Genomic DNA, 20645 nt, shown 5'->3' with positions numbered 1-20645 from the left:
GATGTAATAATTTAGTCTATATTATTATATACAGTTTAATAATTCACAATAGTATTTTTTGCCATTTTAATTGAAAATAAAGACAAATAAAAAACATCCATGAATGGCAAGCTCTATAGATAATAGTACCTACAGAACATAATGCATTTAAAAAACCAATATTTGGAATTCACCCCCCCAAACGAGTCCTAATTTCTGCCTAACAATGATGCTAACCTGACCTATTTTTAGAATCTGATTTTTACAAAAGAACATATGATGAAATACTTACTTTTTGCAATACTCAGTTTTATTGCACTTGCTAACATTGAAGCAACTAATTTGATTCCAGATCCAAGTTTTGAAGAAGGTACTGTTTCTGGCAGCATTAAAGATCGCTATAACTATTCAAGCTATTGGCCCCTGTGGCGTGCATGGCCGCAAATTGGTTTTGAAGTTGATACGGAAACAAAGAATTCAGGAGTACGATCTCTTAAAATTATTAACACTGAATATGAGACCCATGCTATTCCGTCATTTAGGTGTCAGGCTTACCCATCATTGGAAGCCAACTCAACTTACACTTTCTCGTTTTATTACAAAACAGACTTGGACAGATCAAGTACAAATTTTAATCTTACCCTAAAAAATGGTACCCAGGAAAGCAATGCTCAAACCATTATTAAGGATGTAAGCATTGCAATTGATGCAGCGGCTAAAGATGGTTTTGTTTTATTAAGTGTAGAATTTGTAACAACTGATGTGGTTGATGCATTTACACCATATATACAAGTTCCATTTATGGATAAAGATGCATCAGCATTCTATCACATAGATGATGTATCCTTAATAAAAAAAATAGAAACTAAAAAAGCTTGGGCTCCTAGCCCTGCTGATGAAAGCGAAAAGGTTTCTGTAATTCCAACCTTAAGCTGGCAAGCTGGAGTTACTGCGGTAAAGCGTAATGTGTATTTTGGTGATGACATAAATGACCTACAAGAAGTAGCAACTGATATTACCTCGCTACAGTTTACGCCAACTAATGAATTAGAGTACGAAACTACTTATTATTGGAGAGTTGACGAGATTGAATCAGATAATACAACACACACTGGTGATGTTTGGAGCTTTACTACGGTAAGGTTTTACGATGTGTATATGGATATGATCAAAACGCAAAGTGTTGATTCTGATAACGATGTAAATTGGAAACAATTTGGCCCTGGAAATTCTGGTTTTGTTAACTTTTTACGTTATCACCCAACACGTGCTGGCCATTGTATGACATCGCCAGATATGCACAACACCTACCAAACCGAAGATAATGGTACAAGTTGGTACACGGTAAGAAATTACGACGAGAGCCCTATGTTCTCACGTTTATACGATATGTTTTACTCAACAAAAGATGAAAATTTTGGTATCGGGATTGAGTGTGCTCGCTTATTTACAAGCAATGATATGGGCAAAACATGGGATAACGTAAAAAACTGTCCTTGGTATACAAATAACAGTGATAGAGACGAGACACGCTCGTGGCACAGAAAAGTTTCTGCTGTAGGCTTAGACCCAACAGATGATAACACATGGTATGTAGGTGAAGGAAATTTTTGCAGAGGACAACAACAACTTTGGAGTTGTATAACTCAGGCAAATGGAGCCAACCCAACAGGAAATGAAAACACTTGGGATAGTGGAACCTGGCAAGGTAAAATATGGAAAACTACGAATGCTGGTGAAACATGGACTGAAGTATCTACGGGTTTAGATGACAAAGCACAATTCTCTCGTATTATTATTCATCCTGAAAATAATCAACTTGTATTTGCAGGTTCTCAAATTGGTTTATACAAAAGTACTGATGGTGGTGCTAACTGGACGAACATAAGCGATGGTCAGTTGGATAATGGTACCATTATGGATATGGATTATTATTACAATGCAACCTCAGGCAAATTTATATTATATGTTGCCGATCAGGTAAGATATTACCCAGATGGACAAACTACCAAGTGTGATGGTGGTATTTTTAAATCAACTGACAATGGGGAAACTTGGACTAATATTAACGGTAATTTAGGTCTAAACATCAATAAATTAACAGGAGGTGTGCCAAACAACTATTATCAATATATTGCAAAATGGTTTGGAATCTCCACTACGGCTGCACAAAGCACCTACCCAATTAAACCAACTGCTGCAATACAATATTTTAACTCTCTTAATGTAGACCAAAGTCAGGAAGACGTACTATATGTTGGTTTCTATCAAGCTCAAACACAGTTCTCGTTTACCCCGGGTCGCCTATGGCAAACTACAAACGGAGGCACCTCATGGATAAATATTGCACGTGACTACGCTCCTGCATGGGAGGCAGACAAGGAATACTGGGAGACCAGAAATAACCCGTACAATGATAATATGGAGGAAGGTCATGCTTTGTTCAACCAACAATGGAGCCAAAATTACCCATTACGTTCACTACGTTACTGTTCTGTTAGTCCGGTTAATGGCGACATCATGTTATTGTATGCTCATAACACATTTTTAAGCACAGATAAAGGAGTCACATTTAAACAGGTTGATGAAACTTATACTGCATCAGGTAACATTATGGGCAATGGAAATAGTAACCTTCCGGGACAATGTTTATGGCAAGATAAACGCTTGGGCGAAGGCGTTGCTTATTTCGGATCGGGTGAGCATCACTTATGGAAATCGACCAATGATGGTGTTGATGGAAAACAAGCTGCTCAGTTTTTACCTAGTTCACACGAGAGTGTATTTTCAGTAGTAACTCACCCTTGGGATGAAAATACAGTGTATACAACTTCAATGCGTCAGCATGATTTGGATAGAATTTATAAGAGTACCGATGCCGGAGAATCGTTTGAAGATTGGGGACGTGCAACACTTGCTAGTGAATGGATGCGTACCAACATGATTCGTATCGACCCTATCAATCCTGATAACATGTATTTTGGTGTTACCGAAGTTGCAGGTTCTGGTGGCGGAAGTGGTACCGATGGCCCTGATAAAGACAAAGAAGGTGGTTTCCATAAATCAACTGATGGTGGAAAAACTTTTGACCCTAGCAATAGTGGTATGCCTGATAAAGTGTGGGTACACGATATTGAGTTTGACCCTCGCGACGATACAAGAGCTTCGCTTTTTGCAGCTGCTCCTTGGAATAAGGAAAGAAAAGAAAATGGAGGTTTATACCACTCTACAGATAGAGGTGAAACCTGGACAGAGATCGAGGTAGCTAGTAATCTTGAAGGTATCAATAGTGTAACTTTTGATTATTCTGGAAGAATGTATGTAAGTGCTGGACGCCGAGAAGCCAATGTAAATAACGGTGGATTATTCTATAGTGATGATTATGGTACAACATGGATCCAAATATTTGATGCCCCGTATGTTGAATTCTTTGATGTATCTCCATTCAACAGAAATGTACTTACATTCTCGATGGGAGAATTAACCAAAAACCCTGGTATTTTCATGAGTTTTGACCGAGGTAAAACATGGAGTAAAAACAACCATGTAATGGGTCAACCAGATAATATCATGCAAGTTGAATTCGATTTACACGATCCTAGTTTAATGTGGGTAGCTGTTATGGGTAGTGGCTTTTACCGAGGAACAGTTACAGATGGTGATGATTTAAGAAAGATTACAGCAAGTCCAGGTACAGGAACATTGAATACAGAAGAGACACTCCAAATTGATGTTACAACAACCGAAAACTTAGGAACATTACAATACATCTCTGACAACCCTTCTGTTGCTGTTGTTGATGAAGATGGATTAGTAACAGGAATTAAAAAGGGGGCTGTTAAAATATGGGTTAGCTCTGAAGACGGTATATACTCAGACTTCGTTTATTTAGTTATTGATGGCGATGAAACCTCAGTTAAGGATAAGGAGCAGAACAATGCTATTTCAATATTCCCTAACCCGGCTAAAATAGGTCGTTCTGTGCATATTGTTTCTGAGAAAGCACCAATCGACAATGTTAAAATTTACACTTTAGCAGGTCAAGTAATACTAATGCAAAATGCATATAACAAAACAACCGATATCAATACAAATCAGCTACCAACAGGAACTTATATAATTAGAGTTCAGGCTGAAAAATATATTACTTCAAAAAAGCTTATTATCACCAACTAAAGTTGTTGACCAATAAATAATAAAACACAAAGCCTCACTTACATCTTGCGTAAGTGAGGCTTTTATTTTAAGAACTATTACCGTTATTCTAATGTAGCTTATTTCTTTTTCTTTTTGGCAACAACCGCAATACCTCCAATAGCAACCACAGCAATTACAATACCTATTACTACACCGTTTGAACTTCCCTCCTCCTCATCATCATACGCACTCTCATCATATAATACTGGAGCCATATCATCAATAGAAAGCGAATCGGTAACTGCATCATGATCTTGTGCAAAAGCGCTTCCTCCGGCTAACATAAGTACACTAAAAGTGGCTAACATTAATTTTGATACTAACTTTTTCATAATCTATAATTTAATTTATTAGTTATTTATTTTTTCAATTATTTCCTTTCGTAATTCAAGTGCAGGCCTATAATTAGTATTATGAACTAAACATTCATCAAGCAGACTTAATGCCTCAATATTTTTACCTTGATGCGCATTTAATTGTGCCCACGATAAGTAGGTTTGATAGCTCTTTGGGTTATTCTTTAATATCTTTTTATAATACTTAATGGCCTTTTTTTCATTTCCTTCAACACACTCAATTTGCGCCAAATAATAATAACTCGGCTCATAATTGGGTAACACATTTAAGCACTGCCTAAAGGCATGTTTTGCCTCTGATAAACTATCTAATTTTAAATACGATTTACCTAGGTTAATCCACGCTATTTCGTTTGCCGGATTCAAATGCGTTGCATTCTGCAGAAATGCTATAGCGGCGGCATACCTTTCCGCTTCGTAATTCTGTTTGCCATAAAAATCATCCTTACTTTGGCGTTTTACGATCACACAAACAGGCACTCCTTCTGTTTTTATAGATTTTATAGTCCCCATTGGGGGCCATATTTTCAGGTTGGTTTGGGATGGATCAATGGTGGTACGGTAAAAAACACCATAATCCCAATCTTTATTGCCCCTTTTATAATAGGGTGTATATATAAAGGATTCTACCTGCTTACAATTATCAAAATAATTATGAATATCGTAGTTTGAAGCAATCTTAACCTTACCATCCTCGTTATTCTCCAAATGCAATCTCAACCAACTAGAAGCCTCTCCCACACTGTGGTAGTAATAATCAATTTCGTATTGGTTGGTTAAAGATTTATAGGGCCCTGCCAAGCTATTAAAGTAGGTATACTCCAAAGGATGGTTCCGAATCATAAACAGCACTGAAGGCAATAAACACACTACAAATACTAGAGCAATTACTCCTTTAAAAGCAGTCTTTTTTATTCTCTCTACGACATAGACTAAACCCAAAGAAGCCATTACTGCCAATAATGGATAAATAAACAAAAAGTGTCGCCATCCTCCGTAAACATTGGCATTGGTTGCAAATAAATACAACAACGGAAATACTACCGAGAACAACAACACCAGTTTAGGAAATAGTGTATCGAAGCTCTTTTGGCCTTTAATTAAGGATACAAAAAATAGCAGCAGCAATGGAAAAATGACCAATGGAATGGTAATGGCCATAAACTTTGGAATATAGTACCACGGTAATTGATCGCTCCAGAATAGCTTACCTTCAAATAACTGACGGAGAATTACCGGGTAATGCGACATCATTTTCATGGATTTTAGCACATTTGCCAATGGATTTTCGAGGGCAAAAGGCCAAAATAACAAGGCTATAAAATAGGCTGCAGCTGCAATTACAAAAACATACATCCCATAAGTGAGTAATTCTTTTGAAGTAAGGGCTCTCTTTTTATACTGATATAATAAAAGGATGCCACTAAAAAGAAAAAAGTAACAAAACACCAATAAGCCACCTGCTCTAATACTTAATATAAAAGCCATGCTTAGCACTAATCCTATAATATGCTTACGCGATGGGGAATGGATAGATCGTTTCAACTTGAACATGTAATAAATAGAAGCTATATAACCTAAGGCGAAAGGAATATCTTTTAAATTATTGTAAGAATGCCCGATAAAACGAGCCGAGGCCGCCATTAAAATTACAGCAAAAATAGCTGCATTATACCCACCCATTTCAAGAGCTAGTAAGGCCACAAATAATATGCACAAAAAACCAAGCATAGCATTGCAAATATGACGGAATACATAAATATCTTCAACGCCAAATAATTGAGCCAACAGAGTAGTGAGGTTATCAAATGACTGTCCGTAATATTTTAAGTTAGTCACAGGGGTTTGCAGTGCAGTTCTATCCTCACCAAAACTTGTGTAATAATCAATTACCGTTTCGGCTTGTTTTAAATGCACTTGCTCATCACCCGAAATACCCGCATTGGTGCTAAGTATGGGCAAAGCAATAAATAGCAACGCCAACAGGGCAAACAGTATATATTTTTTATAAGTATAGCTGCTCATTTACTTATCAACTTTGGCTTTACTATGAAACTCACGAACCAAATAAATAGGCCTATTTTGCGTTTCGCGATAAATACGGAAAACATACTCTCCCAAAACCCCGAGGAAGAGCAATTGAATGGAACCAAAAAAGAAAATACTAGTTAAGGTTGATGACCATCCCAAAGGAGATAAACCCAAGAACTTAGAAGCTAAAATATAAATACCTGCCAAAAAGGAAACTACAATACCAAGCATTCCCATTATTAAACAAAACCGAACGGGCAGTTTCGAAAAGGAGAAAATAGCATCAAAAGCCAAACTAATCAGATTCCATGTACTCATTTTAGAATCGCCCACCTCGCGCTGATCGCGCTGATAAGATATGGTTGTGGTTCTAAAGCCAATAAAATGACGTAAGCCTGGTAAATAGCGCGTTTTCTCTTTTAATGATTTTAGTGCATCGGCAGCAGCCTTATTCATCATTGAAAAATTGCCAATGTGCTCCACATCCTCAAGTTCACTCACCTTACTAAACAAACGGTGAAACAACCAGGTAGCCACGTTTCGCGATTTATTAGATGCATTCGCTTTTCTGTAGCCGCTTACCACATCAAATTCTCCCGACTGTAGCATTTGATACATCTCGGGTATTAATCGTGGCGGATCTTGCAAATCGCCATCCATCAATACCAAATAATCGCCCTGCATATAATCGATACCTGCCGTATAAGCTGCCTGATGACCAAAATTGCGTGATAAATTTATCACCTTAATTCGGTGATCTGATTTCTGATGATTCAAGAGCATACCCATACTATTGTCCTTTGAGCCATCGTTTACAAACAGCAACTCAAAATCGGAGCCTGTGGCTTCTAAAGCAGAAACCGTTTGGCTTACCAACTCACCAATTAACGACTCCTCGTTATATATGGGTATTACTACTGAGATCATATTTTTTATAGTTTGTTAGTTTCTAGTCTTAATCGACTATTAGCCTAATATCACTTTTAAATGACACTATGACTGTTCGGATGCACGGAATGATATTTTTTCATGACGGAATGACTGTTTATATGTACGTTTTTTTACTTTTTCATGACAACATGCGTGTCTAGGTATATGTTATATCACTTTTTCATGACATTATGACCTTCTCACACCTTAATAGGATGCTCTAGGCGATCACAATGCCTATAAATGAACCTATTCAGTATAATTTTCACTATACATGGTAAACTTAATAATCAAATATAAACTGCTTCATTGGCAGGTACGAAGCAATCTTAAGACATTTTTACATTTTGCATCTCGCCTTGAGATGGCCATCTACCTGGCCATGACGAGGCGCTTAGGTATTAAAGCTCCTTCCACACATTACCCTCTTTATCGGAAGCAACAACATTACTAATAAACTTCATTCCCCTTACTCCATCCAATACAGTTGGAAATTCTCCAATTACATATTCATCGCCACGAATTGATTTAGCAGCCCCCTCGTATATATTTGCAAGCGCCTCATAAATTCCCTCTGGGTGCCCCGATGGCATAACATGACTGGCCTCGGCAAAAGCACTATTATAGGCATGCGCAGGTTTATACACCTTAGTGGGTTCTGAATCACTCAACATGTAAAGAAAATTCGGGTCTTCTTGGCTCCATTTTAAGCTGGCCTCTGAACCGTAAATACCTATGCTAAGGTTATTCTCTTCGCCGGCTGCCACTTGGCTCGAGCGCAATACACCCTTTATATTATCACCCAAGTTTAATAGCACAGTGCCATCCAAATCGAGCTGCACGTGCTCTTTTACATTGTTTAAATCGGCCAATACTTTTTTCACCTCTAGGCCTGTGGTATATTCTATCATATTAAAAGCATGCACACCAATATCGCCCATGCAAGAGCTCATACCAGCATGCTCAGGCTCTAGTCGCCATACCCCTGTAATGCCCGAATCGGTACCCTGAATAATAGAATTTACCCATCCCTGATAATACTGCGCATCTACCCTATGAATGGTTCCCAAGGCGCCCGACTTTACTATTTCCTTCATCTGGCGCACCATAGGATAACCTGTATAAGTGTGTGCCAAAGCAAAGGTTAAATTGGTTTCCTCTACAATTTTCTCCAATACCACAGCCTCATCAACAGTAAAAGTCATGGGTTTTTCGCAAATCAGATGAAATCCGTTCTCAAGTAATTTTTTAGCAGCCTCAAAATGTAAAGCATTCGGAGTTACTATGGCAACAGCTTGTATTCTATCTTCCTTATTCTGGGCTAATTCTCCAGCAATAAAATCATCCACCGAAGTGTAAACTCTATTGATATCTAGGTTTTCTTCCGCCGCAAATTGTTTCGACTTTTCATAATCGGAACTAAAAGCACCTCCTATTAATTGATAAGAATTGCTAATGCGCGATGCTCGGCGATGTGCATCGCCAATAAAAGCTCCCGGACCACCGCCAATCATTCCTAGTTTTATCTTTTTCATTGTTTTCTTTTTTTTCGGTTCTTTTTGGGGCCTCTTTACAAAAAGTTTTTGTTTTAATTAAAGCTTTAGTAAGACCGAGAAGTTGAGAGCTTCGCTCGAAAATCACTCGGCCGCACTTAAGCTTTAATTAAATAAGAAAACCTTTTGTAAAGCAGCCTTGATTTTCTTTGCTTACTTTCTTTCATCAAGGAAAGAAAAGTAAGTCGGGTTTGGGGTGAAACCCCAATACGTAACTAAAATCATCAACATAACTTAGTGCTTCTTCTTATAAGTAGAATACAAAATAACAAAGCCGACTATTAAAATAATTGGTAACACACCAATACTTTGCAAAGCTACTTTCTCATTATTCTCTTGCATAATTCTACCCATTACCGGCAAAAACATAGCTACTGAAACCATACCTGCTCCGCCCATTAAGGACATGCCAAGGGCACCACTTTTGGGGATATACTCAGCCACAAAACCAATCATGGTAGGCCAAAAGTAGGTTACCCCGATGGCAAATAATACAGAGGCTACAATTATTAAAATTGGTGTGTTCACCACACTCAAAGCATAAATTCCGATTGCTGAAAAAACAGCCGATAGCAATAGTACACCCACCGGATTCAGCCGATGTACCAATCCTCCTGCAAAGAAACGTCCCACAGCCATAATGCCTGTAATCAAGGCCAACATTAACATTTGACTTACACCTGCTCCGGCTAAAAGGGCATTTACCCATTGCGTAGTCACCAATTCAGTTGACGAAGTGAGCAACATAAGTGTAAACATTATTGGAAAAATCATACTGGTTTTACGCACCACCAAGGCCTCAATTGCTGATATTACAACAATACCGCCTATCAGAGCCAAATACATCCAGCCCTCGGGCAGATGAATAATATCAATGGCCAATAATATCATTAATGTGATAGATGCAATAATGGTAGCTGGCGCTCCGGTTGCCAATAGCATTTCTTTATAGGATACGCCACTTGAAACACGTTCAGTTTCGGGAATAAGTTGCTTAAAAAACAAGAAGCCATAAATAGCCAAAGGAATAAATAGAACTCCAACATATATTTGCCATCCAATGTGCATGGTATCCATCATGAAGTAGGCTAACAAACTACCCACTACAATACCTCCAGGAAACCAAACATGAAAGCGGTTTAACATGGTGGTTTTGTTGTTGGGAAATAATGTTGTGATCAGCGGATTAAAAGCAGCCTCAACACATCCATTACCCAAACCAATAAATACATTTGCGATAAAAAGAGTTTCCTTATCGTGTGCCATAATAAAAGCAATGGCTCCTATGAGGTGCAAAAAAAACGCAGCCCATACTACGGCCTTTGTTTTAACCACATCAATTAAAAAGCCCCCTACTACCATGGCTACCGTAAATCCCCAAAAGGCAGGACCAAAAGCCCAACCAATGGATTCTTTACTTAATCCGAATATACCACCTTCGGAAACGGGGCCAAATACTTCTTCTATTTTGGCCCGCATGGCAAAGGTGAGCGAAGTAACTAGCAGTGCTAAGCAACTTCCGATAAACAAGCGTGATTTATTTATAGATTTTTCCATACTGTTGTAGATGATTTTATGGTGTATTACTGATTTTCTTTATCAAAGGCTGCATCAAATGCCAAATTGGACGGCGTAAAATCAACTTGTTTTACAAATGCACACGATTCTGTTGCACCTTGTTCGCGATCCATTGCACCATCTTCCCATTCCACGGAAAGCGGCCCTGCATAGGCCATTCTGTTTAACTCACGTATAATTTCTTCAAAATTGATTTTTCCGCGCCCCATACTTCTAAAATCCCAGTAGCGGCCTGCTTCTCCAAAATTTGTATGTCCGCCAAATACGCCAGCATCAGTTGGAGTATTGCTCCAAGTAACATCTTTCATATGCACATGCACAATTTGCGCAGAAAACTTACTAATGAACTTCACATAGTCTACACCTTGGTAACCCAAATGACTCGGATCGTAATTAAAACCAAACGCAGGGTGATTACCAATGGCTTTTAAGGCTCTTTCGGCCGATGCAATATCAAAAGCAATTTCTGTGGGATGAACCTCTAAACCAAATTTAATTCCCAAGTCATGAAAAGCATTCATTATGGGAGTCCAGCGTTCTGAGAAATCCTTAAAACCCGCATCTATCATCTCCTGTGAAGCAGGAGGAAAAGAATATAAAAGATGCCAAATAGAGCTTCCGGTAAAACCATTTACAATTTTTACCCCAAGTCGTTTAGCCGCTTCTGCCGTTTTTATTACCTCGGCAGCCGCTCTTTGTCTAACTCCTTCGGCATCGCCATCGCCCAAAACATAATCGGGCAAAATTGCCTGATGGCGTTCGTCTATTCTATCACAAACTGCTTGACCAACGAGATGTGTTGATATAGCATATACTTCTAAATTATATTTTTTGAGAATAGCTAGTTTCTCATCACAATAAGCTTGGTCGGCTTTATCCACTTCAAAGTGATTGCCCCAGCAAGCCAGCTCTAAACCGTCGTAACCAAAGGCCTGCGCTTTCTGACAGACAATTTCGAAATCTAAATCGGCCCACTGGCCCGTAAATAATGTGACTTTTCTGCTCATTCTATAAAAAGTTTAAATGCAGGAGGCCACTATTATAAGTAGCAACTCCTGCCTTATTAAAAACTAATACAAATATTTAATTCAATTATTCTCTACCACAATTCTTCGCCATAAGACCATCCTTTTCTTACGGGCTCTTTGATGTATTTATTTAATTCAGGATGATTTGTTACTTTCATATTGGCAGCATCAAACTCAATTCTTTTATTTGATCGTTGTGCCAATACACCCACTAAAGCCATCTCTGTTAAGCCTGCGCCATACTCAAATGTAGAACCGGGTTTTGGACCAACACCTCGTATGGCATTGATAAATTCTTTATACTGATTTTCTTCAGGGATACGGGAGATCGTTTGATTCCAACCCTTTTTCTGGAAGGCTTTCCAATCTTCATTAGGCATAATTATTCGGGCATTATTCGGCCTTCCTCCAGTCATAACCGACATTTTTTCGCCTACCATAATCATCCCATTATTGCCTAACTTATGTGTTAACCACTCTGGTCTATTTTCTGGCTTTTTACCACCCTCGTACCATGTTAATTTGGCAGGAGCTTTATTTCCTCTTTTTCCGAATTGAAATTCTAAAACCGATGAATCTGTAACAATATCGTTTGGCATGCCTTCGTTACGAACAGCATGTAATGGCTGTACCACCTTTGGTGAGCCCAATTCTAGTGCCCAATACGGAGCATCTAAAGTATGACAAGCCCAATCGCCTAATTCAGCATTACCCAAGTCGTACCAACTTCTCCAACGGCGCGGCACATAGCACTCATTAAATGGTCTCATTGTTTGAGGACCCATCCATAAATCCCAATCTAAACCTGCAGGTACCTGCTGTGCTTCTGGCGGATAAGTAGCAGGCTTACCAAACCAATTCCCTTGAAAGTCTGGACCATTAAACCAAGCATGTACTTCTTTTACCTCGCCAAGTAAACCTTGATCGTACCACTCTTTTATATTACGGATACCATTTGAAGCATGCCCTTGATTCCCTAGCTGATTAATTACACCATACTTTTTTGCAGCCTTTACCAATGTGCGTAATTGCCAAATATTATGTGCCAAAGGTTTTTCAACATACACATGTTTTCCCATTTCCATGGCAGCCATGGTTACGGCAAAATGCGTATGGTCTGGAGTAGATACAATAACCGCATCAATATCTTTATGCATCTCATCCAACATTACTCTAAAATCCTTGAAGGTTGGCACGTTAGGCATCAACTTACTGGTTTTTGAAAGCATCTCTTCGCTCACATCACATAGGGCAACAATACGAACCTTTGGATTTAAAACTCGTTCTTTGGTTTCTTTATTATAAGATTCGCTGATTAGTCCGTTCCAATTACCTTGTCCTCTGCCGCCGACACCTACAATAGCGATGTTAACAATATCGGTTTTTGAACAACTCACCAAACTTGGAATAATCATTGCCCCGGCAGCCATGGTACCTGATGTGCGTAAAAAGTTTCTTCTAGATATGTTTTTCATTGGTTTAATAATTATGATGTTAATATTGATGCCTACTTTTTAAATTAAAGTTCCCTTATCCAGATATTGCGATAACTCACTTCGTTTGAGTGATCTTGCAAAAACAAAGGAACTTTTGCATCGTGATATTTATAACTTGGATGCCCTATGTATTCCGTGGGTCCCTTAAGCTCTGCGTGATTTTGGACCAATACGCCATTTAAGAAAACCGTAAGGTATGCTGGGCTCTTTAAAGATTTATCAGCATTGAATTTTGGTGCCGTAAAAATGATATCATAAGCTTGCCATTTCCCTGGTGCAATAGTTGGGTTTACCAAGGGAATATGTTGTTTATAAACACTACCGGCCATTCCATTATAGTAAGTTTCGTTTTCAAATGAGTTCAACACTTGCACCTCATATCTTCCCATTAAAAAAATACCGCTGTTGCCACAACCTTGTCCTTTTTTACCGGCTTTCACATCCTTAGTAGGGCTATTCCATTCTATGTGTAGTTGGCAATCGCCAAAACTTTGCTTCGTTTCTATGGCGCCACTTTTTGGAACCACGGTAAAGCTCTTTCCTTTTACTTTCCAAGCAGCCGGAGTGTCTTTTCCCTTCTTCTGCCACTTATCAAGATTTTTACCATCAAATAGAACAATGGCATCAGAAGGTGCTTTTGATTTTTTGCCCGGAATAACAGCCTCTGGTTTTCTGCTCCAATCTTCAGTTTCTTGAGGCTTCATTTTATGTTTTTTCTGAGCCACAGCACTCAGCGTGAAAACGCACAATAAAACGGGTATTAATATTTTATGAGTCATAGCTATTTGATGGATGTATTAAAAAATGAAACATTCTTTTTTAGGTCGGGCATTGGATTTTCCCAATTGTGCTCGTGCTCTATAACCCATTTTCCACTAAACTTCTGACGATGCAATTCTGTTGTTACAGCCTTCCAATCGATAATGCCTTCGCCCCAAACTACGGCATGCCCTTTTTTATCGGTGCGGTTCACATCTTTCATATGAATTTCAAAAACTTTGCCCTCTAATTTCTTTAAACATACTGCCGCATCAAGTCCTGAGCGGGTCCAATGCCCAAGATCGGTACATGCACCCATATAAATACTTCTGCCTTCCAAAGCCTTTAGCACAATATCAGGATTCCAATACCTTGTTGGGTCAGGGTGGTTATGAATAGCCACTCGTATCTTATATTCTACACATAAGGCATCTATCATTGGTAACAACTCCTGCTTAGGCTCTGAAACAATGGTTTTAATGCCCATCTTTTTTGCAAATTCAAAAAGCTTCTTCCAATCTGCTTCCTTATTAGGAGATATAACACCATAACTCTCCACCTTAATTTTATGCGCCTTAAGCATAGCTTTTAGGTCCTCAATCTGAGAGTCGGGCATCGAAAAATGAGTAGTTCTATCATCGCTAGCAGAAAACTTTTGCTTGGGATAAAGTTCAATATACTTGATGCCTAGCTTTTGCATATCAGCAAGAGTTTCGCTTAGCATGAAGCGATTAAAAGTCCATGCCTGAGTGGCTAGTTCCCACTTTTTTGCATTTGCATTGATGGATACAATCATCATAAATACAGCTAAAATTGATACTACTTTCTTCATAATTAATTTTTAGCGCTTAAACGAGAAATTGCAAACTGAGCCATTTCATTGGTTAATACATCGTTTTCTAAGTCTTTTAAGGCTGAAATACAATTTTCAGAACCCATCCAACTTAACTCTCTACACAAGTAATTTTTAGCATCCGCTGTTGCTTGTTCATCATTTAATAATTGGATTATCTTATCCTCTATTTTTGCTAACTCACGAGGATTATCGCTATGATTTTTGATTCTTTCCGATATTAAATTGAGATACTTTACCGACTCGCCCACTTTATATTTAGATGCATTTCGGAACAAGTCGTTTATCGTAAATGCCTTATAATTTGGCAATATTAGAGGAGTAACCGAGTTTGGCATATCCTCTGGCAAAGCTTGAGTAACTTCTCCTGTGGCAGCCCATTCTGTACCTCTTAATAAAGTGTAAACAAAAAATGCACTTTTAAAGGCTACTGTATTCGAGTCTTTACCCACATGTCCAAATACATTGTGAAACACCCTACCTTTACCATAATTGATGGTAAATAATACAGGTTCGTGATAACCTGTACCTCCTGTTTTCTTAGGCGAAAAAGCAGTAGCTAATACTTCCATATTTTCAGCTGGCCCCCTTAATTTCGCGTATAACTCATCGTATGCGTGCATGCATTTTGCAGGGATACCTTTCATTATAGGATGTTCGGGCATTCGATTATCAACAACAAATTGATCTTTCTTTCCGTGCATTCCACCTTTTCCGGGAGAATTATCACGTACTATCTCCCCATTTTGCCAACGCACATAAGGGCCATCCTTTTCGTTACGTTTGCCCCATCCGCCAAGACCAATAATTTTATTATACTCTTCCCACTCAGGAAAACTATTGTCTGCAGCATGTATTACAACAACACCTCCACCATTGCTTACAAATTTTTCAAAGTTGCTTTGTGTTTCTTGTGGCCAATTATCGCCGTTATAATCGAGCAATACCACATCGTATAAAGTAAAATCAGGCTTAAACCCCGACATATCCTCTCCCTTGTTTGGAGTGATGGCTACATCAACTGTAAATAACTCCGAAGTTTCGAGTGTTTTTTGAAGTGCCACATGCGAAGCCTTCCAGTTATGATTATTTTGCCCTGTAATTATTAATACGTTCTGCTGCTTTTTGCCGCAAGAAGCTAAGCTAACGACAAGCACCAGGAATGCTAATTGTATAATGGTTTTTATAGATTGAATCATTGTTCTATTTTTTAATTCATTGAAATAAGCTTAAAATCGCAAGTCGCTATTGTGGCAATTGCCAAGGAGATCTGAACGGTCGGCTTAACAAACGATTGGCTTGTTCGCTATTGGTAAATCGCTCTGTATTGCCGTCCCACAATAATTTTTGATTGGTAAGCATGGCTATTTCTCCCAATAAACCAACACTAATAGAGTTGTGTGCCACATGTGCAGGCGTGATGGTTTCTTTACCCGATTTTACACAGTCAATAAAGTTTTCCATATGGTTACCACTAAAGTAAACCGGCTCTTTAATCAAACTTTCAGGTGTATCAAGGATATCTTGGCAACTTGCCCACAAACCACTTCGGTCAACATGTATCCAACCTTTTTCGCCATACCAAACGGTACCCATTCCTCCACGTTTATTTTTTACATCGGTGCCTTTGCCTTTGCGATTTGAATAAGCACTAGCATTAGCCACACGCATATTTACTCCAGTATCATATTTACACGTAAAATCGTATTCAACAGGTACATTGTAAATTCCTTCTATTGGGTAAACACCCTTGCCTTCAACCTCTATAGGAGATTTGTTATCGTAACCTAGTCCCCAATGTGCAATGTCAACATGATGCCCTGCCCAATCGGTTAACTGTCCTCCTGAATAATCCATTATCCAACGCCAGTTAAAATGCATTACGCCACGAAATGGCACTTTAGGAGCAGGCCCTAGCCACATATCCCAATTTACACCTTCGGGTGGAGATTGAATTGCCGGCGTACCAATAGGTTTGCGTCCATCGGGCAAGCCAACTTCTACGTGAGTAACTTCACCAATCACACCGTTTCTGACCAAATTAACTGCTGTACGGAAGTTTTTTATAGATCGCTGCCAACTACCTGTTTGCCAAATAATATTATTAGCGTTAACAGAATCAACAATGGCTCTACCTTCGCTTATTGTGCGAGCCAAAGGCTTTTCTCCATAAATATGAATGCCTTTATTGGCCACATTACATGCAATTATTGAGTGCCAATGATCAGGCAAAGCCAATATGGCAGCATCTAATTTTTCGTTATCTAATAGTTGTCTGAAATCTTCGTATTCACGAGCCTCACTTTTTCCGCGCGACTCAATAATTAGTTTTTGCGATCGCTCAATTTGTTTTTTATCAACATCGCAAAGTGCCACTAGCTCAACGGCTTTATTTCGAAGTGCATTTTTCATATTTCCGCGACCCATACCTCCAGAACCCACTAGGGCCATTTCGATACGATTACTCGGTGCTACAAAACCATTTTTACCCATGGCTGAAGCTGGAATAATAGATGGAAACACAGTAGCCCCAACTAGGGCGGCTGCACTTTTCTTTAAAAAGCTTCTTCTACTATTAGATTTTTCACTCATTAGACTGATATTTAAATAGATTTATTTCGGATAACTTAATTATGACTTAATTGCGGTTCCTGGAATTGGAACTGGAAACTCCATATCAATATCTCCCATATGATATTCTGTTGGGCCAAGACGCAATTTTGATTTACTGATTTCTTCCCAGGTAATTTTTTTCCCGGTATAAGCAGATTCACGAGCCATTATCGCCGTAAGGTTAGACATGGCAGTTTGCTCAGCTTCGTTTACATATTCGTTGGTTCGAATAGCCGTAACCAAATGAATATGCTCTTGTATGTAAGGAGATATTTTAACTACGTTAGTTGATTTACCATCTTTATCTTTAGGATACTCATAGGTCCATTTTACGCTTCCATCCGGATTATAAATGGTGTTTTTACAGTTGGTATAACCTTTAGTTCCAACAACTAGCTCTCCAGTTCCATTGGCACAATTATCTATTTGACGGCTCATACTATGGGAAAATAAACCATTGCCATAATCAAAATCGATACTAAAGAAATCGTATTGATCGCCCGTTACTCTGCGGTGTCTTCCGCCATAACCAACCGCACTAAGCGGCGTTTTACCAGTAAACCAATTTACCACATCAATATTATGCACATGGGTATCGAGGATATGATCGCCACACAGCCAACAGAAGTTATTCCAATTACGCATCATATATTGCATATCGGTCCATCCCTCTTGGCGTTTGCGAAACCATACGTGCTCTTGGTTCCAAAATGCCTTTGCACTAACAATATCACCTATAGCTCCGTTGGCTACTTGTTTGTAAGTTTCGATATAATCGCGCTGATGGCGGCGCTGTGTACCCGTTACCACATTTAATCCTTTTACTTTAGCTTTTTTTCCAGTGGCCACTACAGAACGTATCCCCACAGGATCAACAGCCACTGGTTTCTCTAGAAAACAATGTTTGTTTTTTTCTACAGCTAACTTAAAATGCTCAGGTCTGAAATGCGGAGGCGTTACCAATAAAACCACATCCACATCAGTGTCCATCAATTTTTTATAGGCATCAAAACCCACAAAGCAATTTTCATCAGGTACATTAATCTTATATTTCTTCAAGCGATCTTTACATGCTTCTACTTTATCTTCAAAAACATCTGCTAAGGCGCCTACTTCAACACCTGGCCCAGTACTTAAAAAATTAAGTAAGGCTCCGGTACCTCTATGTCCGCAACCTACCAAACCCGCTTTTAGCTTTTTACCTTTAGGTGCTCTATTTAAAAGAGGAGGTAAACCCAACTCTTCGTGTGATTTTTTATTTGCACAAGATGATAAAAGCGAACTGACACCAATTGCGCCAATAGTTGTAGCTACTGTTGATTTCTTTAAAAAACTTCTTCTTGAGACCTCTTTCTTTGCCATTGAACTATGGTTTATGTTTTTCTTTTTTTGTCTGAATTACTCTGGTAAATTATCCTCTACTTCGCAAACTACGCGGAAGCCAACATCAATACAGTCGGAATACCACCAAATACTTTTAGGCATCTGCGGATCGGTTTGCAACCACTTTTTAGTTTCTGTTGATCTGCGAGCCGCAGCACGTAAATCGCTTGCATCTGATTCAAATGAACCCCCACGTATTACATGTTCGCGCCCTTTAGCAGGACCTGTAGGATTCTCTAAAACTTTTTCTTTGTACAATCCATAAGCTTGTGGGTGGTAATAATCTGAGCAGAACTCATACACATTACCTAACATATTCTTCAATCCAAATGGATTGGCTATTACAGAAGATGGCTCATTGGTTTTGCCATTACTGTTTCCATCGAAAATAGTGTACGACGCAATTGTTGCTGTATCGGCTCCAAATATTTTATTCCATGTACTTTTCTTAGAATAATCAGATGGATCACCATCGAAGAAATAAGCTGATTGAGAACCCGCACGAGCAGCATACTCCCACTCTGCTTCAGTTGGCAATCGGTATTTTTTACCCGTTACCTGCGACAACCACTTACAGTAAACCTCTGCTGCATGAAAACTCATAGTTATAGCAGGGCGTTGACCTTTCCCCCAACCTTGATCGGGCGCACCCCATGGTGGAGTGGCTCCTGAAATAGCATCAACCTCATCTGATTTTACTTCGCTTACTTTAACCGACTCTTTGCGACCTTCAGAAGCTGTAGCGTTGAAGAAGGCTAAATATTCGTCCCACGTTACCTCAACTTTAGCCATAAAAAAACGCTTCATTTTCACTTTACGAGCAGGGCCTTCATTATCTTGTCGGTAATCTTCTTTTTTAGGACTACCCATAATAAACTCTCCTGCCGGGATGGCAACCATATCAAAAGCTACGGTGCTTCCCGGAATAGTTTCTTTATAGTTTTTGAATTTAGTGATCTCAGCTGCTGTTGTGAACACTTCCTTCTCGCTTTCATCAGCAGCAAAGTTTACATTATGTGCATGTATTGCATCAGCACTGAAGTGTCCCGTATGCATATGGCAATTTAAACAAGTAAGTTCTTCTTTATTTGACTCGTAATATAAATGAGAATCTTCGCCCTTAACCGAAAGTCCTGATGGGAATAAATTAGAATGACAGTTTAAACAAGATTCTTCGTAGGTAAATTCATTTGCTTTGGCTACAGTTCTTTTTCCTTCCCAATTAAAATCAGCTGAATCTTTAAACATGATGCCATACACATCTTTTAAACCATGCTTTGTTTTGGCCCATAACCTGCCATGTCCTTCGGGAGGTAAATGGCAATCGACACAATTTACAATTACACCAGATTCATTATTCACATGACCAGATAAGCGCCAAGATTCTTCGGCATGATCATGAACATGGCACGAAAAACAATATTCGTTAGTTGAAGTATAATCTACTACAGTCCCTCCTAAATGACGCGCTATAAAAGCAACGAGGAAACCGAAAATAAAGATGACATAATATTTCTGGAAAAAAGATTTAATCCAAGTTTTACTTTTCATTAGTGTTCAAATTTTCTGGTTGTTTAATTTGAGCACTATAATAAGCCTAGGACATTATTGAGTGATTAAAAATCTATTTTTTACGACTTAACTCCATATTAATTTCACATTAATCCACACAATAAACTTCTATTAAACTGTAACTTATGGGGAGTGTAAAAAAGTGTAATTATTTTTAATGATTATTCACACTTAGTTATATTAATACCAAATTAATATCAGGATTACAGATGCAGGATATGCCTTTGATAGGATTTCATCACACATCAAATGAGGAAATAATTAAATGAAAACTTTTAAACGATATAAAATAATTCCCGCTTAAGCGGAAATAGAAA

At 38.6% G+C, this 20645-nt stretch carries 14 protein-coding genes; 1 reads left to right on the top strand and 13 read right to left on the bottom strand.

What is annotated here, in order from left to right:
- Nucleotides 1-258: 258 nt before the first annotated feature.
- On the top strand, nucleotides 259-4155 hold the full coding sequence (locus QMO11_RS07470; protein WP_282036721.1) for a VPS10 domain-containing protein: 3897 nt from the start codon (nucleotides 259-261) through the stop codon (nucleotides 4153-4155).
- 98 nt (nucleotides 4156-4253) lie between these two features.
- On the opposite strand, the gene QMO11_RS07465 is transcribed toward QMO11_RS07470, so the two are convergent.
- The 13 genes from QMO11_RS07465 to QMO11_RS07405 form a co-directional block, all read right to left on the bottom strand.
- Complete coding sequence (locus tag QMO11_RS07465; protein WP_282036720.1) at nucleotides 4254-4508, bottom strand: hypothetical protein; 255 nt, start codon at nucleotides 4506-4508, stop codon at nucleotides 4254-4256.
- Nucleotides 4509-4526: 18 nt separating this feature from the next.
- Nucleotides 4527-6557 (bottom strand): tetratricopeptide repeat protein, encoded by a 2031-nt coding sequence (locus tag QMO11_RS07460; RefSeq protein ID WP_282036719.1) that lies wholly within the window; start codon nucleotides 6555-6557, stop codon nucleotides 4527-4529.
- Entirely contained in the window at nucleotides 6558-7490 is a 933-nt protein-coding gene (locus tag QMO11_RS07455) for a glycosyltransferase family 2 protein (protein WP_282036718.1), read from the bottom strand.
- 404 nt (nucleotides 7491-7894) lie between these two features.
- Nucleotides 7895-9028, bottom strand: a complete 1134-nt coding sequence (locus tag QMO11_RS07450; protein ID WP_282036717.1) for a Gfo/Idh/MocA family protein — start codon at nucleotides 9026-9028, stop codon at nucleotides 7895-7897.
- 252 nt (nucleotides 9029-9280) lie between these two features.
- A complete protein-coding gene (locus QMO11_RS07445; protein ID WP_282036716.1) occupies nucleotides 9281-10603 on the bottom strand; it encodes an MFS transporter in 1323 nt (440 codons plus the stop codon).
- Nucleotides 10604-10629: 26 nt separating this feature from the next.
- Nucleotides 10630-11631, bottom strand: a complete 1002-nt coding sequence (locus QMO11_RS07440; RefSeq protein WP_282036715.1) for a sugar phosphate isomerase/epimerase family protein — start codon at nucleotides 11629-11631, stop codon at nucleotides 10630-10632.
- 92 nt (nucleotides 11632-11723) lie between these two features.
- Nucleotides 11724-13127 (bottom strand): Gfo/Idh/MocA family protein, encoded by a 1404-nt coding sequence (locus QMO11_RS07435; protein WP_282036714.1) that lies wholly within the window; start codon nucleotides 13125-13127, stop codon nucleotides 11724-11726.
- Between the two features lie 44 nt (nucleotides 13128-13171).
- Entirely contained in the window at nucleotides 13172-13852 is a 681-nt protein-coding gene (locus QMO11_RS07430) for a 3-keto-disaccharide hydrolase (RefSeq protein WP_282036713.1), read from the bottom strand.
- 77 nt (nucleotides 13853-13929) lie between these two features.
- The gene (locus tag QMO11_RS07425) at nucleotides 13930-14739 is read right to left on the bottom strand and encodes a sugar phosphate isomerase/epimerase family protein (RefSeq protein ID WP_282036712.1); all 810 of its coding nucleotides are present in this window, start codon (nucleotides 14737-14739) and stop codon (nucleotides 13930-13932) included.
- A 2-nt stretch (nucleotides 14740-14741) separates the two neighbouring features.
- Nucleotides 14742-15959 carry a ThuA domain-containing protein gene (locus QMO11_RS07420; RefSeq protein WP_282036711.1) on the bottom strand — a complete coding sequence of 406 codons (1218 nt, stop codon included), beginning with the start codon at nucleotides 15957-15959 and terminating at the stop codon, nucleotides 14742-14744.
- A 46-nt stretch (nucleotides 15960-16005) separates the two neighbouring features.
- Nucleotides 16006-17352 carry a Gfo/Idh/MocA family protein gene (locus tag QMO11_RS07415; RefSeq protein WP_282036710.1) on the bottom strand — a complete coding sequence of 449 codons (1347 nt, stop codon included), beginning with the start codon at nucleotides 17350-17352 and terminating at the stop codon, nucleotides 16006-16008.
- Nucleotides 17353-17391: 39 nt separating this feature from the next.
- A complete protein-coding gene (locus QMO11_RS07410; protein WP_075603486.1) occupies nucleotides 17392-18735 on the bottom strand; it encodes a Gfo/Idh/MocA family protein in 1344 nt (447 codons plus the stop codon).
- Nucleotides 18736-18771: 36 nt separating this feature from the next.
- Nucleotides 18772-20307: an SUMF1/EgtB/PvdO family nonheme iron enzyme gene (locus tag QMO11_RS07405; RefSeq protein ID WP_282036709.1), complete on the bottom strand. Its 1536-nt coding sequence runs from the start codon at nucleotides 20305-20307 to the stop codon at nucleotides 18772-18774.
- Nucleotides 20308-20645 lie beyond the last annotated feature (338 nt).

It is taken from the genome of Saccharicrinis aurantiacus (assembly GCF_947489045.1).
In the GTDB taxonomy this organism is placed as follows: Bacteria; Bacteroidota; Bacteroidia; order Bacteroidales; family Marinilabiliaceae; genus Saccharicrinis; species Saccharicrinis aurantiacus.
Note: the sequence above shows the minus strand (reverse complement) of the source record. Positions and strands in the feature narration are given on the sequence as shown.

Bases quoted from the DNA above. Each gene is read 5' to 3' on its own strand.
- QMO11_RS07470 (WP_282036721.1), top strand. From the start codon at position 259: ATGAAATACTTACTTTTTGCAATACTCAGTTTTATTGCACTTGCTAAC.
- QMO11_RS07465 (WP_282036720.1), bottom strand. From the start codon at position 4,508: ATGAAAAAGTTAGTATCAAAATTAATGTTAGCCACTTTTAGTGTACTT.
- QMO11_RS07460 (WP_282036719.1), bottom strand. From the start codon at position 6,557: ATGAGCAGCTATACTTATAAAAAATATATACTGTTTGCCCTGTTGGCG.
- QMO11_RS07455 (WP_282036718.1), bottom strand. From the start codon at position 7,490: ATGATCTCAGTAGTAATACCCATATATAACGAGGAGTCGTTAATTGGT.
- QMO11_RS07450 (WP_282036717.1), bottom strand. From the start codon at position 9,028: ATGAAAAAGATAAAACTAGGAATGATTGGCGGTGGTCCGGGAGCTTTT.
- QMO11_RS07445 (WP_282036716.1), bottom strand. From the start codon at position 10,603: ATGGAAAAATCTATAAATAAATCACGCTTGTTTATCGGAAGTTGCTTA.
- QMO11_RS07440 (WP_282036715.1), bottom strand. From the start codon at position 11,631: ATGAGCAGAAAAGTCACATTATTTACGGGCCAGTGGGCCGATTTAGAT.
- QMO11_RS07435 (WP_282036714.1), bottom strand. From the start codon at position 13,127: ATGAAAAACATATCTAGAAGAAACTTTTTACGCACATCAGGTACCATG.
- QMO11_RS07430 (WP_282036713.1), bottom strand. From the start codon at position 13,852: ATGAAGCCTCAAGAAACTGAAGATTGGAGCAGAAAACCAGAGGCTGTT.
- QMO11_RS07425 (WP_282036712.1), bottom strand. From the start codon at position 14,739: ATGAAGAAAGTAGTATCAATTTTAGCTGTATTTATGATGATTGTATCC.
- QMO11_RS07420 (WP_282036711.1), bottom strand. From the start codon at position 15,959: ATGATTCAATCTATAAAAACCATTATACAATTAGCATTCCTGGTGCTT.
- QMO11_RS07415 (WP_282036710.1), bottom strand. From the start codon at position 17,352: ATGAGTGAAAAATCTAATAGTAGAAGAAGCTTTTTAAAGAAAAGTGCA.
- QMO11_RS07410 (WP_075603486.1), bottom strand. From the start codon at position 18,735: ATGGCAAAGAAAGAGGTCTCAAGAAGAAGTTTTTTAAAGAAATCAACA.
- QMO11_RS07405 (WP_282036709.1), bottom strand. From the start codon at position 20,307: ATGAAAAGTAAAACTTGGATTAAATCTTTTTTCCAGAAATATTATGTC.